General features: G+C 38.1%; 16 protein-coding genes. 2 read left to right on the top strand and 14 right to left on the bottom strand.

Features of this window, described 5'->3' with window-relative positions:
* Positions 1-457: 457 nt before the first annotated feature.
* The 10 genes from ASE01S_RS02510 to ASE01S_RS02555 form a co-directional block, all read right to left on the bottom strand.
* Entirely contained in the window at positions 458-1159 is a 702-nt protein-coding gene (locus ASE01S_RS02510; RefSeq protein WP_067837763.1) for an HAD family hydrolase, read from the bottom strand.
* Positions 1160-1241: 82 nt separating this feature from the next.
* Positions 1242-3236 (bottom strand): transketolase, encoded by a 1995-nt coding sequence (tkt, locus tag ASE01S_RS02515; RefSeq protein ID WP_067837765.1) that lies wholly within the window; start codon positions 3234-3236, stop codon positions 1242-1244.
* A gap of 247 nt (positions 3237-3483) precedes the next feature.
* On the bottom strand, positions 3484-4761 hold the full coding sequence (locus ASE01S_RS02520; RefSeq protein WP_067837768.1) for a class II D-tagatose-bisphosphate aldolase non-catalytic subunit: 1278 nt from the start codon (positions 4759-4761) through the stop codon (positions 3484-3486).
* 53 nt (positions 4762-4814) lie between these two features.
* Complete coding sequence (locus ASE01S_RS02525; RefSeq protein WP_067837771.1) at positions 4815-5864, bottom strand: PTS fructose transporter subunit IIC; 1050 nt, start codon at positions 5862-5864, stop codon at positions 4815-4817.
* 43 nt (positions 5865-5907) lie between these two features.
* Positions 5908-6222, bottom strand: coding sequence for a PTS fructose transporter subunit IIB (locus ASE01S_RS02530; protein ID WP_067837774.1), 315 nt, complete (start codon positions 6220-6222; stop codon positions 5908-5910).
* 13 nt (positions 6223-6235) lie between these two features.
* The gene (locus tag ASE01S_RS02535) at positions 6236-6703 is read right to left on the bottom strand and encodes a PTS sugar transporter subunit IIA (RefSeq protein ID WP_067837778.1); all 468 of its coding nucleotides are present in this window, start codon (positions 6701-6703) and stop codon (positions 6236-6238) included.
* Entirely contained in the window at positions 6687-8624 is a 1938-nt protein-coding gene (locus tag ASE01S_RS02540) for a BglG family transcription antiterminator (protein WP_067837782.1), read from the bottom strand. The genes ASE01S_RS02535 and ASE01S_RS02540 overlap by 17 nt, the downstream gene beginning before the upstream one ends.
* A 655-nt stretch (positions 8625-9279) precedes the next feature.
* Complete coding sequence (locus ASE01S_RS02545; RefSeq protein WP_067837788.1) at positions 9280-9507, bottom strand: hypothetical protein; 228 nt, start codon at positions 9505-9507, stop codon at positions 9280-9282.
* Between the two features lie 14 nt (positions 9508-9521).
* Positions 9522-10064, bottom strand: coding sequence for a hypothetical protein (locus ASE01S_RS02550; RefSeq protein WP_157065130.1), 543 nt, complete (start codon positions 10062-10064; stop codon positions 9522-9524).
* 539 nt (positions 10065-10603) lie between these two features.
* Positions 10604-11293, bottom strand: a complete 690-nt coding sequence (locus ASE01S_RS02555; protein ID WP_067837797.1) for a BMQ_0737 family morphogenetic spore coat protein — start codon at positions 11291-11293, stop codon at positions 10604-10606.
* Positions 11294-11498: 205 nt separating this feature from the next.
* Here ASE01S_RS02555 and ASE01S_RS02560 point away from each other — a divergent pair, with 205 nt between their 5' ends.
* On the top strand, positions 11499-12704 hold the full coding sequence (locus ASE01S_RS02560; RefSeq protein ID WP_067837799.1) for a hypothetical protein: 1206 nt from the start codon (positions 11499-11501) through the stop codon (positions 12702-12704).
* 319 nt (positions 12705-13023) lie between these two features.
* Here ASE01S_RS02560 and ASE01S_RS02565 read toward each other — a convergent pair whose 3' ends face one another.
* Entirely contained in the window at positions 13024-13374 is a 351-nt protein-coding gene (locus ASE01S_RS02565; RefSeq protein WP_067837802.1) for a DUF1360 domain-containing protein, read from the bottom strand.
* Positions 13375-13440: 66 nt separating this feature from the next.
* Positions 13441-14223, bottom strand: a complete 783-nt coding sequence (locus ASE01S_RS02570; protein ID WP_067837804.1) for an ABC transporter ATP-binding protein — start codon at positions 14221-14223, stop codon at positions 13441-13443.
* Between the two features lie 653 nt (positions 14224-14876).
* On the opposite strand from ASE01S_RS02570, the gene ASE01S_RS02575 reads away from it, so the two are divergent.
* Complete coding sequence (locus tag ASE01S_RS02575; protein ID WP_067837809.1) at positions 14877-15323, top strand: YueI family protein; 447 nt, start codon at positions 14877-14879, stop codon at positions 15321-15323.
* Positions 15324-15368: 45 nt separating this feature from the next.
* Here the strand turns inward: ASE01S_RS02575 and ASE01S_RS02580 are convergent, their stop codons facing one another.
* Positions 15369-16163 (bottom strand): ABC transporter ATP-binding protein, encoded by a 795-nt coding sequence (locus ASE01S_RS02580; RefSeq protein ID WP_067837812.1) that lies wholly within the window; start codon positions 16161-16163, stop codon positions 15369-15371.
* 3 nt (positions 16164-16166) lie between these two features.
* Positions 16167-17156 (bottom strand): ABC transporter permease, encoded by a 990-nt coding sequence (locus tag ASE01S_RS02585; protein WP_067837816.1) that lies wholly within the window; start codon positions 17154-17156, stop codon positions 16167-16169.
* Positions 17157-17315: the final 159 nt, after the last annotated feature.

The following is a 17315-nucleotide window of genomic DNA, read 5'->3' on the forward strand; positions in this document are numbered from 1 at the left end:
TAAGCGAATATGCATCGTCCTGCTCAAAAAAGCGGATGAGTTAATGTTAAACTTAATCAGCGACTACCTCAAACGTTAAAATACGCTATTTTTCGATGTATAGGTTGTAAATTTAGTTTTAAATAAAGATAACTTACAAAAAACGCATCTTTTGTCTCATATACTCCGTATTAAGAGGTTCTTTTAACTTTCGAACACTTTAATCGAGGGTAGATACCAAAAGGCTAAAGCACAATCTCAACTAAAGGTGAACTCTGGAGACATTACATAATCGAGTATAAATATTATATATGGTAAATATTGATACATCGCCTTAACCGCATTCTGAAAGACACTGTTGCCCGAGAGAATTACAGGTTTTATGGCAATACTTCGTGCAACTTCCTTCATATGTTTCTACTTAATACATAAAGCAGGATTTACAATTTGGCGACCGATATGCCTCAAATTAAAAAAGTCAGGTAATAATAGAATGAACTGTTTTAAGTAAGGTTCGCTTTGAATCTACATGATAATCAATTTTAACGGGGTTTGCTGGTAATGGATGATCTCTACGATTACACCAGATCGTCTTCCATCCTGCTCGTTTTGCTCCTACCATATCATTATGGTAGGAGTCACCGACATAGTATGTTTCCTGCTTATTTAAGCCCATTATTTCCTCAGCCAACTGAAAAATTTCTAGTGCCGGCTTTGCAAAGCCAACTTCCGAAGAAATAATAATGTGTTGTTCCGGTATCCACCTTTCTAGTGCCAATTGATTCACTTTCTTCCTTTGATGAACATTTGGTCCATTTGTAATAATGCCTAGTTGAACATGATGAGCTAAACAGAAATCTAGCGTTTGTTTGACATCCGACGTTAACTCTATCTCTTCTTGGAACTTTTGATAATCTGCTTGAAAGGCGATAGCTGCATCTTCTGTTATAACTATTCCGAACTCCTCAAAGGCTTTCTTGATACGATATATATGCATATCTTCTTTGCTCATTAATCCGCCCTCTGTTAAATGGAACACTTTGTCACTTAGTTTTCTACTTGAAAGATAGAATCTGTCTACTAAAATATCCGTATATGAAAAATGAATTTCAAAAGCCTTTTTAAACGGTACCAACTGATCATATAGTGTGTCATCAACATCAAAAATTAGTGTTCTCATGTTATACTCCTTTATTCATCTAAAGATTAACAAAAAAGATTGAGACTGTTCACTGATGTGTCTAATCTCAATCTCTCTTATACTAAAATAAATGATACGTCTCTACTACTTTATCAACATTGAAACCATAGGCATCCATGACCACCGTTCCAGGCCCACTTGCCCCAAATCGATCAATCGCTAAGACTTTTCCTGTTGTGCCAACATAACGTTCCCAGCCAAAGCTTGAACCCATCTCAATTGAAATACGTTTTGTAACATCTGAAGGCAGAACTGCCTCTTTGTACTCGTCGTCTTGTTTATCAAACAAGTCAAAGCATGGCAATGACACCACAGATACATCATGGCCATTTTCACTTAACCTCTGTTGCGCTTTAATCGCCAGCGCAACTTCAGAGCCTGTTGCAATTAGAATCCCCTCTGGTTTTTCACCACGCTGCCGAGATATAACATAACCACCTTGAGCAACGCCCCTTTCAGCCTTCTCCTTTGTACCTTCAAGCACCGGCAGATTCTGACGACTTAAAACCAATACGGTCGGTGTTTGCTTAGATTTCATTGCAATTTTCCAAGCTGCCACCGTCTCATTACCATCTGCTGGCCGAATAACATGGACATTTGGCATACAGCGTAAACTAGCAAGTTGCTCAATCGGCTCGTGGGTTGGACCATCCTCGCCAACCGCTATCGAGTCGTGCGTTAAGACGTAAGTGACTGGCGTTTCCTGTAAAGCACTTAGTCGAATAGCTGCCCTTAAGTAGTCGGCGAAAACAAAGAATGTACCCCCATAAATTTTCGTTCCTCCATGTAGTTGGATACCATTCATAGCTGCGGCCATTGCAAATTCACGGACACCGAACCAAATATTCCGACCATGATAATTCCCTGCTGCAAAATCCTCTGCATCCGTAATCATCGTATTGTTAGACGCAGATAAATCAGCTGAGCCACCCCATAAATACGGAATAGTTTTTGCTAATGCTTGGATCGTCTCTTTGCTTGTTACGCGACTGGCAGAGCTTGTTCCAAGATCATAAGATGGCAACATTGCATCCCATTTTGTTGGTAATCTTCTTTCATGAGCAAGTCTATATTGTTCAGCAAGTTCCGGATATGCTTGTTCATAGCGGGAAAAAAGTTCTTCCCATTCCGCTTCTGCCTTACCCCCAAGGGCCATGTGTTTACGAAAATGGTCTTGAACGTCGAGAGAAACGCTAAATTTACGTTTGCTATCCAAGCCATAAAATGCTTTTACCTTTTCTGTCTCTTTCTTTCCTAGAGGCGAACCATGAACTTTTGACGTGCCCTGATTTGTCGCTCCATAACCAATGACTGTCTTAACCTCAATAATAGTTGGCTGATTTGTCTCCGCTTTCGCCTGCTCAATTGCTCGATAAATAGCGTTGAGATCATTTCCATCTTCAACTAAAATATGTTGCCAACCATAAGCAGTGAACTTTGCTTTAACGTTCTCCGTATACGCTTTATTCGTAGGTCCATCTAAAGATATATCATTAGAATCATATAAAAGAATAAACTTCCCTAACTTCAAGTGTCCCGCTAATGAACAAGCCTCCTGTGCAACCCCCTCCATCAAATCCCCATCACCACATAGGCTATACGTATAGTGATCGACAATAGGGAAATTTGGTTTATTGTAGGTAGCTGAAAGGTGTGCTTCTGCCATAGCCATTCCTACAGCCATGGCAATCCCTTGTCCCAACGGACCAGTCGTCGCTTCTACTCCATCGGTATGATTGACTTCCGGGTGCCCCGGTGTTCTAGAACCCCATTGACGAAAGTTCTCTAGATCATTTATTGAGACATCATAGCCTGCTAAATGAAGAAGGCTATAGAGTAGTGCTGAACCATGGCCTGCCGAAAGGATAAATCGATCTCTGTTAGACCATTCTCTCGACGTTAAAGGATTAATTTTTAAGAACTTAGTCCATAGAACATATGCCATTGGGGCTGCCCCCATTGGCAGACCTGGGTGCCCCGAATTTGCAGCTTCAATAGCATCAATACTTAAACCTCTGATTGTGTTAATAGCTTCCTGATCAATTTTTTTAAACATATTGCCCCCTCTTTCTTAAGCATAATAGCTAATCAAAGTGATTAGCTATTATGCTTAACGCTCTTTACTGAAGCTTTTCCAGTCATTTAGAAATGTTGATCTATTAAAGGATGCGCCGATCGTTTTGGAAACAGATTACCTGGTATCGTAGCGATATAAGACCCAAGATTAGTGACAGTTTCTCAGTGCGCCATCAACGTTTGCGGTATCTAAGAAAAATTTCATTTCTTCACCTATTCGCGCAATTCTATTTAACAGCTTTTATAATACGACTTGTTACACCTTTAAGATTGTAGCATTCAGAATATTCACGAATTGGACGTTTAATGTGATCAACGACATAACGTTGCCCATCAATATTGTGCGCTTTAAGATTGGCATACATTTTCTCAATTTCTTCTTTAACTTCAGCATCATTAAAGGTATAGTGTCCCGCTATATCCAATATTTCTGCTTGAAGCTTGTCGTCCTGCATGTCTAAAATTTGATCAACAGTTAAATCCTTTTGCTCACCTACCATCCATTTTCTCCAGCGTTCACTCTTGATCGCATGGATAAGGAGGGTCTCACGCGTTTTAGAGATGTTATCGATCAAGCCATACGATTTTAATTTTTGTTCTACAGTTGCTAGTTTCAAATAAGCACGCGTTTCTTCAGTACCATATTGTGGTGCAACATTTGTTGCGGTAATTTGTGATGGGATATGCTCTAACAGCGTAACATCATCCAAATAATCACCATTGTGCTCCTTAAGGCCAACCCCATATTTCTTAGCCATCTCTGCTAAGTCAGAGGCATTTTTAAAGTTAAATGTACCGACTTGCTCAGTCTTACGTGTTAACGTACCGGTTTGTCCAACTATAAATGTTGGCAATGGTAAATCGCGTTTTTCTAATTCTTCTTTCAAACGAACGATGAAAGTCTCATAAGTCTCCGTTGAGGTCAAGCCACCATTTGTTTCTTCTGTGCCAACCTCATATCCGATTTCAGGTAACTGGCGTGCTTTTCGCTCTGTTTCGCAGAATTCAATGAGTTCAACCGTTCTTTCTAACACCGTTTCCAACGGGATTACTTTACCAACCTCAAATGGATCTTTAGTAGGGTCAATCATTAACAGATCAAAGCCAGCCTCAATATCTGCTACGTAAGATTTCTTACCTAGCTCCATTGCTTCTTCTGTTGGCAAATGGTCATTACGTTCTTTATCTCGTTGCCATGGCCCACCATGGTCCCGACATAAATAGTACATGTTGTCATATCCAATTTCTTCAGCAACTTCTTTTACTGCTTGTGAGAAAGTGAACTGATTCCACCCATTTACATAACCACCACCTAATTCATCGGCATCGACCTGATTACGACTTGCGATAAACATAACCGGATAATTGTCTTCCATTGATAGTTCCAATGTAGCTTGTACACAGTTTCTGGACATGGGCCCAATTCCTAATAGTGTTGCACTTTCCCCTGTTTGTTGTAACGTTAATAGACCTTCCACAACTGTTTTAATTGGTAGCTTTTCCATCTCTTCGTCATCTCCTATTTTTTTATTTCTCTCTATTCTCTTTATTGATAACTCTATTTCTTTTCATCTACTAGATTTGGTTTGGTAAAGTGAATAATGGCTACTGAGACTAATGTTCCTATTAACATAGACAAGAAGAACCATAGCTTTCCATTTACAACCGGTAAAACAATTAAGCCGCCGTGTGGGACAAGCGCCTCAACACCGTTAACCATCCCTAATGCCCCACCAACCGCACTACCAATAATAATTGCGGGTAGTACACGCTTGATATCTTTCACTGCAAATGGAATGGCACCTTCAGTAATCCCAATTAAACCCATAAAAAATGCTGAAATACCTAAGTCCCGATCCTCTGCTGTATATTTCTTTCGATCAATAAATGTCGATATAGCAAGGGCCAATGGAGGAATCGCAACCGCAATACGGTGTGCCCCATTTGGTGCATAAATTCCTTCAGCCATTAGCGCTAAGGTAAAAGCAGTAGCGGTCTTATTAATCGGGCCACCCATATCAACGGCAGTCATTGCCCCAATAATTAAACCTAGAATAATAGCACTGCTTCCTTGCATTTCACTCAACACACTAACTAACCAATCCATCGCACCTCCAATTGGAACAGCAATCACATAAATGTAAATCATCCCTAAAACAAATGTTGTCACTATAGGTACAATTAAAATTGGCATAATGGTTTTGATTGTGGCTGGTACTTTCCATGTTTTACACCAACGAACAAAGTAACCAACTGCAACCCCCATAATCATTGCGCCTAAAAAACCTGTCTGTACTTGTCCCTCGCCAATCGGATTATTGGCAACGAAACCTAAAATCATCGCTGGCGCTAACGCTGGTTTTCCAGCTAAGGAGTGTGCGATATAACCCGCCAATAGCGGTATCATCATGGAAAAGCCTGCAACACCTAAATCATTTAAATTCTTCATGAATGGATTGGTCACTTCCATACCTGCTTCTGAAGCTGTTCCGGTTGCTAAGGCGATCGCTAAGAAAATACCACCGACAACAACTGCTGGCAGCATAAAAGAAACACCTGTATTGAATGCTTTCTGCAAATCTTTAAAAAAATTCGTTTCTTTTTTCATTGTTCAACTCTCCTTATTTCCGATTTAAATAATAACTAAAGAATTAAAGATTTACTGCCTTATCAATAACTTCAGCAGGATGTTTGATCGCTTCACCAGGATCAACAGAAATTACTTTACCCTCTGCCTCTTTTGCTTCAAATCTCTCTTCTCCGTCTATCCCAATCGCTACTGCTAAAATGACAGCATCAGCCTCATCAACTTCAAATTGTTCTAATTCACCTTCTACTCCCATACTTCCTTGTGTTTCTACTTTAACCTCAAAACCTCTCTTACGGCATTCTTTCTCAATTGCTTCTTGAGCCATATAAGTGTGCGCCACGCCTGTTGGACATGCAGTCACTGCTACTATTTTCATTCTTTTCTCCTCCTTAAATTTCTATTGAATTTAATTGTTGATAAATTTTATCTGGGTCTGTTTGTGTTAATAATTTCTCTCTAAACTCTTCATCTAGTAATTTTTTGCTTAACTGTGAAATAAATTTTAAGTGTAGCTGGCTTTCACTTTCCTTAGGTACCCCAATTAGAAAAACCATTTGAACCATTTCCTCTTTTTCTTCCGTCCATCGAAATGCTTTATTTGTTCTCAAATATGCAATAAATGGATTTTGTACCGTATCTGTTTTACCATGTGGAATAGCAATCAAGTCACCTATCGCAGTCGGTATTTCTTGTTCACGTTTTTTTACCGCCTGATAAAAATCATCCTCATCAGCTAGATAATGGTTTGCTTTAGCATTATCAACAATATAGTGAATCACATCATCTTGATTGGATAACTCACTATCCAATAGAATCATTTCAGGCGAAATAACATTTTGGTTACTCTTTTCCCCCATCATAATCACTCCCTAATGTTCTTAATAAGCTCTTGATTGTGAATGACTCTCGTAGTCCTTGAAGACTGTCTGAATGATCCACTATGTTATATATATCTGATAAAATATTTCTCGCCTGTCTTGTGTCTTGCTTTGAGATACAAATTAGAAAAGTAATATCTACATAGTACTTGTCCCACTTAAATTTCTTTCGGTTTTTTATGACGACAATAAGTGTCTTTTGAGCATAAATGGGATTCCCGTGTGGAACAGCAACTCCTGAAGGTAAGTCCGTACCGCCAAGATTTTCTCTTTTCTTAAGACTCGGTACAAATTCAGGTAGGACGTACTGTTTATCAATCAAATCTTTGCCTACTTTATCTATGAGCTCTTCTTTTGTAGCGAAATCGGTATTGATATAAATAAATTCTGGTTGAATAAAACGTCTAAGATGCTGGCCATTTGAGAAGGTTAAAACATTCTTAATTTTACCTGGCTTATATCCTGCCTGACTGATCTTTTGAATATCATCATCTGTTAACAGAGGCGAAACAATAATGACTTTCTTTCCTGGTATATCAATTTTTATTGTTGAAATAATTAAATCAAATCTGTCCAGATCCAAATGATCCAGCTCCGGGATTGATCCCACTTCAAGTGTATCGAAGGAAGGAATCACATTTTTAATCCGATTGGCTAGTAGCTCTGATGCTGCGATACCCATTTGACAAACAATCAGTATCTTTTTGTTCATTTTTGCCCGTTCAATTGCTGCTTGAAAGTAGATTGTAAGGAAGGCAATCTCATCTTCATCAAAAGATAGCTTTAATTCTTTTTCATATTCACTCAGAACAACCCAGATTGTATTAAAGGTTAACGAAAATTCTGTCTTAATTTGTGACGTGAACGGATTTTCTGTTTTATAATTTGAGCGCAACCGATAGATCATCGGTGGAATATGGCTTTTTAATTGAGCTTCTAGCTTTTTATCATTTGAGAAATCAATATTTAATGCTTCAGACACCCTTAGTAAAAGTCTGTTGACAATTTCATTATCAAATTTCTCAACCGGCATGGATTCAAATCGATTCGAAATTAAATGCTGAGATAAATATTCAATGTCCTTATTTGTATAAGTGAAGTTCAAGCGTAATGCCGCTTTTTGCATTAACTGCACGGCACTTTCTTCAAAGAATAATTTGTTATCAGATACTTCAGTTTTCTTGCTCTCCTCAATGTGATTACCCTTTAAATTTCTATAGACTAGAATTATAAAAACATTAAGAACATTTTGAACATAATGATCAGAGATAGCATTGACGTTTTCTCGAACATACGAGTATAAGATATTTGTACACGCACTTATTAACTGCTCACCATAATAAGACTCTAGTAGTTTTATTTTTTTCGATATGACTTCATCAAAGTAAATACTCGAATGACTTAACAGGTATCGATTGAATTGCAGATGTGCTTTTTGAATGTCTACTTCGCTTCCATCAATTTTGGTTCCATGTACATCACTTTTTAATTGGATGTTTGATCCCTCGTTCAAAATCTTCATTATAAACTGGAAATCCTTAGTGATTGATGTTTTACTGACCATAAATCGTTCGGATAGACTGTTAAAGCTGACTACAGCTTCATCGAATAGAAGCATCTTTATTATTTCTATCCTTCTCGCCACCGTACTATAGCTATTTAATGGCTCCTCATTATGCTTCGGCTCAGAATCTTTGTTCTGCTTTCTAATTGCAATACCTACCCCCCTTTTTTTCTCTAAATATTCACCGGAACTTTGTAAGTACTCTTTGATAACGCCGAGCTCTGAATGGATCGTTCTTTTTGAAACCCCCAACTTATTTGCAAAAAAGGCTACTGTTTGAAAATCTTCTTGATGATTTAACAGCTCAAGTAGTGCCTTCTGTCTTTTGGTTAACATATGATACGCACTTCCTAACGTAAGAACTTGGATTTTGATAGCGTTATCATGAATACACTTTCATTATAGTCATGACAACGCTTAGTGAATATGACATTTCATTGCAACAAGTTCCCATGCCTGCTTATCAACTTGTTGCAATTTGTCGTTTTTTGTTTGTATTCTATTTATATTTTGCCCTATCCTTACTGATTTAAAAAGTAATTAAATAATAGAGATGCAATAAACAATGATAGCACTTATTATGGGGGAATTGTTTTCTTTCAACGAAGGATTCTATGATTAAACTGTGTAGGAGAGCTACAGTGAGTGATTCGCTTGCATCGAGGATATTAGAAGGAAAGCTTTGAGCTATTTCTGTCTGGTTAGGTGAAGGATTATTGAAGTTTGAAGATAAAAGAGCGGCAGACTAGATGCCTACTCCGTAGCCATTACTATGATTCTTTTGTAGAACTGTTCAATCAGATGACTACAGTTATACCATTCTATGGCTCTGATAGATAACGGTCTTGAGAGGAATACTCTACATGTCTAGACTTTCACCACCAAGTTATGACCATGCTCGGCACACCAAAAGGAGCGTCTAGGTATCAACCTAAACGCTCTTTTCATTGTCTATCAGGACTCACCATCTTTACTAAACGATTAAAGGATATCAATCACTTTGCTTTAATCTTTCTAACCGTTCTAAACTGTCTGCAATCATTTCATCTACCAGAGTTAAAACATGCTCTGGTACGATTGGCTCAGATTGATTATCCTTCAGTTCTGGTTCTCGATCAACTAGAAAGTATAACAAATAAAGGGCCCATTTTGAATTTTCCTTTGATAAAATTAACTGACCTATATCTTCTTTTAATTGTTGCCTAATTTCTTCAATCATCTATCATTCACTCCTTAAGAGCTCATATTTAATTGAAATGGGTTGTTTACAACTAAACCATCCGGTGCGTTCTCCGTATATAAAAAACCTGTCAGGCTGAGTTTATAGTCTGGTTCATTACGCCACGTAATTGAAAATTCGGGAAAAATAATCTTTTCACTTATTTTTAAACTGTCAGGGGCCTGATATGTAAACCATAGTTCGTTTTCCTTAGCTTGGTCTGGGTTTACTTGAATCCATGCCTGCCCATTCTTTTTGTCGTCATTGGCTGCTTGATATTTACCAGAAAATTGATATGGCATGCTTGCATCAATTTTTAGACATAGTGAAAGGTGCTCAATCGGCTCCTTTAAACAGTTATGAATATAAAAACTCGAGATTAAGCCATTTAGTTCATTTTTATATTGTGACAAACTTAATGAATGAGAAAAATAACAGATGGGATCAATAGAATTGACTTGTTCTTTTGACTTATCGACCAGCTGTTGACAATAGCTTGACCAGCTCTTCTCCCATTCCTCTAAACGCTGCCTAAGCGTTAAAATTGTACTCATCACACGTACACCTCCCGCTACATTGTATGCAGTTGAATGACTTGGTAGACATGGAACATTTCAAATTACATCTAGACAATGAGTGCAAAGGCCATCCGCCTTTGCATAAAGACAATCATGAGCCTTGATTATAACAAGATCAATTCCAGACCTAGTTTATTTAGCTAAGACGAACGACTTGTCGGTATGCGCTTCCGGACATATGTCTTTTTATTGGTAAAAAGGATCGTTCATCCTTCTGCTTCACTTTATCGCAGTGTAACGGGCTGGGGCTGCGATTACTCGCCCCATCGAAGGGCTTTTGTAAGACTCCCCCTTCAAGAAATAAAGGAACACGTCATGTCTAAATGGGAGATCCAACAACCAGTAACGGCCCGATTGGTTCAACTAACGTTCAGTGGGGGAAAGAGGAAGCTGACTAAGCTCGCGACGTCGTATCACAACGTCTGCACGAGCACATCCTATGCGTAAGTTTCACTTTATCTTTGGCCAAAAAAAATGAGCTATTTTCATTTTTTAATGAAAATAACTCATTCAAGCTACTACTTCTTCGGTGGATGTGGCTTATGTCTACCAGGAAAAACAACTGGGCATTGTGGCGGAATAATTGGATTAGGACATTCATCAATCGCTAATACGTCACGTGGCTCGCAGAAGCTTGCTTCTAACTCAAGTGTTACGTCAGCTACTGATTGCACGCTTTGACATACATTTAATGAAACGTCGACACTAGTTAATGTCGTTGCTGTACAGTTAATGCTAGCACTACATGTCACATCGGATACTCTTACAACAAGTCTTGTTCCTTCCGGTGCACATAGGAATACTGACTCCGGAATCTCAATCTCAATTGGGTCTCCTATTTCTAAGAATGGTGTTGTACCATCGAAGCCACTAAATTCAACGACTAATGATAACGTCTTTTCAAAGCTAACTCGTTGTAAAGTAACTTGTGTTCCATCAATTATAAATTCACGATCTTGGCGATCAGCCGTTTCTACAACAGCAATTTCAGCATTTGGTGGTAATGGGTTTCCAGTTAGCGGATCGACTAGATAGCATCTTGTCGTTAGATTGCTTACTGTAGGACCACATGGATCAATTGGTAAGACACCAAGATCAGCAGCTAGCACAGTTTGGTTAACTGTTTCTTGTAGCATAACCCAATCATATACTTTTTCCGCATTAAAGCAAAGTAGTTCTTCTACTGGTTGCGGTGGTCGAATTAACATATGCTCTACTCCTTTACTGATATTTTTTATTTCAATAACAAAATATGTGAATAACCTGATCTTGCCCTATGCAAAAGTCTATTTTCTAGTCAATTTATACAAAATGGGCTGATTCCCCTTCTTCATTTAATCTATAGCTAAAATAAACACTTATCCGCATTTACCGCATATATTATGATGTATGATTTATGCCGAGGTGAAGTTCATGTTTCAACTAACAGAAGATTGGATTGCCCAACAGGAACGCTACGAAAAACTAATAAAAAGCTACCAAATGAATGATCTAACTAAGGAATACCTGGCATTAAAACAGGCGTATCAATTACTGCTTACAGAATACGAAACACTTAAAAGGGAAAATGATTCATTAACTGATCAATTACGGAAAAAGAGTATAGATCTTGAACAACTACAAAAATCGGAGATCGCTCATTCTAAGCAAATTGAAGCAGGGCTTAATTTACATGTTATTGAAACTTTGCTTTTTCATATTCAAGCCTTTGAACAATTATTTGATTTATTATGTCAACTTGACTACGAGATTAGCTTAAAGGAGGTGGATTGGGCTATGTCTGAGGAAAATAAATCCAATCATAACGAAACTAAACCGGATGTTAATTTAACTAATGAAAAAAGTAGTAGTGAAGCAGACCCTATGAATGAACAGGAGTTACCGCGACGCTTTAACTTTAAGGACCTTAAATCCTACCAAAAAGCATATATTTTACCTGAACCTAAGGAGGATACACAGCACCAACTAAAGATGCCTCAAGTATACTATGATAAGAAAAAAGTCTTAATGAAGTTAAAAGAGAAACAGCTCCAGCGCCTCCTTCATTCAAAGCTTTTGCAAAGTGTTGCAGATTCTGATCAGGCTAAAGACGAGGCTATAACCAATCAGCACGAACCTAAACAAAAATCAGATCCACAAAAACCAGCGGATATTAGCATGACTGAGGTTGAAATCCAAAAACAAAGTGTAGCTGATAGGAGAGAAATTAACGACAATAAACAAATTGATGCTAAAATTGCCGAAGTCGAGATTAATCAGCAAAATGATACTGAAAATGTCGAAGCTGAAGATAGTAAACGGAATGATATTAAAATGACCGAAGCTAAAAGTAATCGCCAGCAAGATCATGCTGAAACCGCCAAAATTGAAGATAGTATGCCAAATGATGATGTAATGACCGAAGCAAAAGATAATCACAAACAGAATCATACTGAAACGGTCAAAAATGAAGGTAGTATGTCAAATGATGACGTAATGATTGAAGCTGAAGTTAATCAACAAGATGATGTAAAACTTCACGAAGCAACCGAAGATATAACAGCTGACAGACCAGAACCATTAACAGCGATACAAAGAATCGCGAAAAAGCTCAAACCATTATTTAAGTCCAAAGATTAACGTTCCCCGTCCAAGCAGAAACACCATTTAAACATAATGTATAATAAACCGTTTGTTTGAAAAAGGAGGAACTGCTGTGGGACAGAGAAGAGTCATTAAGGCTAAGCCTGTTAAACAATCTGGCGGATGTGGCTGCGGTAAAAAAAAGATCATTATAAAAAAATGAACTTATTGACCTTGGGGTTCAATCACTATTAAATCAACAAGACAACGAAAGGTGAGCAAGAACTATTGTGGCTAACGAAAAAAGACCTTCCCTTAAAGCAAATGTGTAGAATTGGCTTAGAGGGAGGTCTTCTTGCATTGTTCAAAAAATACTTTAATAATCAAACCGTTCAATGATAAACTGAATCAGACTGGCAAAGGCTGCTATACTTAAAATAGTGATGATGAATGTAAATACCATAGGAAATACGGTTAATCCTAGCAATAAAAGCAGGGCTGACCATATTGAAACACACCAATGGCAAGCATAAAGTTCACCTATATGATAACGCCAACCACTTCCTTTACCTCTAACAATCAGCTCTAGGTTACCATTCTCCAATGGTCGTTCAATTTCTTCAATTAAGTAGTTTCTAAGCTTGCTTGAAATATAATCATAACGAAGTAGACGCATAAGACGTAATGATGCCATAATTAGCATGATAAATTCAAAGCCTGTCACCATGTCACTCACCAACCTTTACTTAAGATAGTTTAGTTTATGCTGGATCAGGCATGTGTGACTAACTTATTAAATTCTTTTACTAATATAAGGGCGATGATTTACCCAAGAGACATTAACATCAATGCCAAAAAATTTACTTAACGAGGATTCAGTCAAGCGTGATTTCGTTAATCCTGAGTCAAACACCCTACCTTCTTTTAGCATTAAAGTCTGACTAAATTCAGGCAGTATCTCATCAACATGATGTGTTACGTATAAAATCGTAGGGCAGTCTTTTTGTTTAGCTATCCGCCCAACTGCTTCAAGTAGCTGTTCTTTAGCTAGAAAATCGAGCCCGTTTGTCGGTTCATCTAATATGAGTAACTTTGGCTCTCCCATAAGCGCACGTGCAATCATAACACGCTGTCTTTCACCCTGAGATAACGTATTAAATGGTCGATTGCCATAATGATAACAACCCATTTCCTTTAATAGTTGCTGAGCACGTTCACGCATGGGGTCAGTCGGTGTCTCATACAATCCTATTGAAGCAAAGCCGCCACTTAAAACAATTTGATAGGCACTATCTGATTCATAAAAACGAGATTGTAATGTTTGAGAAACAAGTCCTATCTCTTGACGCAGTCTTTCTCCTAAAATATCCTTGCCAAATTGTCTACCTAAGACATTAATCTCTCCTTTGGCAGGAAAGTGGTAGGCACTAAGCATATGTAACAAAGCGGTCTTCCCTGCACCATTTAAGCCTAGCAGAGCCCAATGCTGTTCTGATTTGACTGTCCAATTAATGTCTTGTAAAATCCATCTTCCATTGCGTAATAAGCCAACATCTTTAAGCTCGATAATATTCATGCTATTCACTCCCAGTCAAGCTACATATATTTATAAAAGGCAGCCAATCAAATGTGCTTTACCATATTTGCACCCAGATTTTATCGAGCAAAGCTCGTAAAATTTCTGCTGAGCCCCCACTGAATGAAATACAAATAGGCATTCATCTCACCACTTATCGAAGTGGGGGACTTCTGCTAAATAAAGTTAAACCTTTTTAACACAGCCATTTTCATATCTTGACAACTTAAATACTTAAAGTAAGCGAAAAAGACTAATAATAATTATTAAAGTCCGATTTGATCATTATAAAGTGAAGCTTCGTTCAGTGGGGGTTCGACGCATTGGATGTACTCGTGCAGACGTTGCAACACGACGTCGCGAACTAAGTCAGCCTCCTCTCCCCCACTGAACGTTAGTTGAACCAATCGGGCCATTACTGGCTGTTAGGTCTCCCACTTAGACATAACATGTTGACTTATTTCTTGTAGTGGGAGTCTTACAAAAGCCCTTCGATGGGGCGAATAATCGCAGCCCCAACCAATTACACTGCGATAAATGTCACGATTCACCCCGTTATGCTTAACCTGGCTTTAATTTTGATAAAATAGATAGGATCGAACTCTTTTGGTATACTATAGCTATCAACAACCAGCTAACGAGGTGAAAGCAACATGTCTGAAAATATTAATGATTACATCCAAAAAGGTGTATATGGAACTAGGCAATCCAAGCCTGACGAACGCCGCCTATTCTTAGGAAGTCTACGTGAACGTGCTGTCTTTGTCTTAATTAACGATCAAGTCATACAGGAGCAAGGCGTTAAAGAGCTTGAACAAAAAATGATCGAACATCCGAAAGCCCAACTTCTGTTTAATGGCCATTTGAATTTAAAGCAACTCAATCCATATCGACAAATTGCCTTAAAGCATCAATTCAATTACTCTATTGTCGAAGAAAAAAATAATCAAAAGGCTTATGGCATTGTTTTATGTTATGATCATGCTGTTGATGCTGATCATATTTATTTAAAAGAAGTTGAAACAAATCAGCAAACTAATCATGCTTCTGAAAAGAAGACATCCTTATGGCAACGATGGTTTGGCACTGGTGATTTATAATCATATTAACTTTGTCAGTGACCTAAGTCTCAGTGAGCAGCTTTATTAACCCAAAATGGCTCGATCATTATCCATTTTGCTTCCACGAATGTCTTGAAAGGCTTGTAATAGTTTTTCAATGGTTAATGCTTCCTTTTCTTGGCCAGACACATCAAGAATAATTTGCCCCTTATCCATCATAATAAGGCGATTACCTAAATCTAATGCTTGCTGCATATTATGTGTGACCATTAGTGTCGTAAGCTTTGTTCTCTCAACTACTTCTCGAGTTAAATTAGTTATTAATTCAGCTCGTGAAGGATCAAGCGCTGCTGTATGTTCATCAAGTAATAAAATATTTGGATCAGTAAAAGTTGCCATCAAAAGTGACAGCGCTTGGCGTTCTCCGCCAGATAGTAAGCCTACACTTGCATTTAATCGATTTTCAAGACCTAAATGTAATGTAGCTAATGCTTCTTTAAAGGTTTCTCGTCGCTTTTTCGTGACACCCAAGCGTAATGTTCTTTTTTTATTTCTTGAATAAGCGATCGCCAAATTTTCTTCAATCGTCATCGACGGAGAGGTACCTGCCATTGGGTCCTGAAAAACCCGTCCGATATAGCCTGAACGCTTGTATTCGGGTAAAGACGTTACGTTCTGTTCACTAATGGTTACATGGCCAATATCTGGAGCTAATACCCCAGAAATCACATTCATTAATGTCGACTTTCCTGCACCGTTACTTCCAATTACAGTAACAAAGTCACCCGCTGCTAATTCTAATTGAATATTCTCTAAGGCCCGCTTTTCATCTGGCGTCCCTTCATTAAACGTTAAAGATACATCTTTTACTGCTAGCATGACTTAGGCACTCCCTTTTAAACGTTGCTCTAACGCTAAACGTTTCTTACGCTTCCGCTTCAACTCTTTATGGTTGTTAATCATTTTAGGAACAATCAAGGCAATGATCACTAGAAATGAGGTAATTAATTTCATATCTCCTGTATCCAAAAATGTTGACCTAAGTGCGAGAGTTACTACGACTCGATATACGATAGCACCCACAATTACCGCAAAAGTAGTGCGTGTAATCGATTTTGTTCCTACAATGGATTCTCCGATAATAACAGAAGCTAAGCCAATTACAATCATTCCAATCCCCATATTGAGATCGGCAAATCCAGCATATTGACCATATAATGCCCCCGATAAAGCAACTAGGGCATTCGATAAACCTAACCCAATAATTTTCAAATGATCTGTGTTGGCAGAAAAACTTCTGATCATTCGTTCATTATCACCCGTTGCTCTTAAGGCCAGCCCCATCTCTGTTTTTAAATAAAAGTCAGTTATCAGTTTAATGATCAACGTTACCAAAGCCATCACCATTAACGTTGCCCATGTTCCTGGGACACGTTCTACTCCCAAAGATGTTAGTATGCTAGATAGTGCTGTATCGATCCCAGCATTTGTCCAGGCTTGCTTCAGTTGTGTAAATATCGTGGTTTCCGATAATAAAGGAATATTAGATACCCGCCCCATGATCCTAAGGTTAATTGAATAAAGTGCAGTCATCATCAAAATACCTGATAACAATGGATTTATCTTACCTTTTGTATTTAGAATGCCTGTTAAGGTCCCAGCAATAAAGCCAGCAAAAATCGCAAGCAATGTTGCTAGAATAGTCGGGATATCATGCGTAATAGCGACAGCTGCAACAGCTGCCCCTGTCACAAAACTCCCATCAACAGTTAGATCGGGGAAATCAAGGACGCGAAAGGATATATATACCCCTAATGCCAGAATTGCATAAATTACACCCGATTCTACTGCACCAAAAATTGAAATAAACACATTATAACTCCCCTTCTTAACAAAAAAACTTATATTATCATGATAATTTTGCTAAATTTTTTATATCCTATCTTCATCTTATGATCGCGCAACGCATTTTTAGCTAACTACTTGCTCAATAATGAGAAGACCGACCCTGCCTTTAACATAGGTCGGCCA

It is taken from the genome of Amphibacillus sediminis NBRC 103570 (assembly GCF_001552275.1).
In the GTDB taxonomy this organism is placed as follows: domain Bacteria; phylum Bacillota; class Bacilli; order Bacillales; family Amphibacillaceae; genus Amphibacillus_B; species Amphibacillus_B sediminis.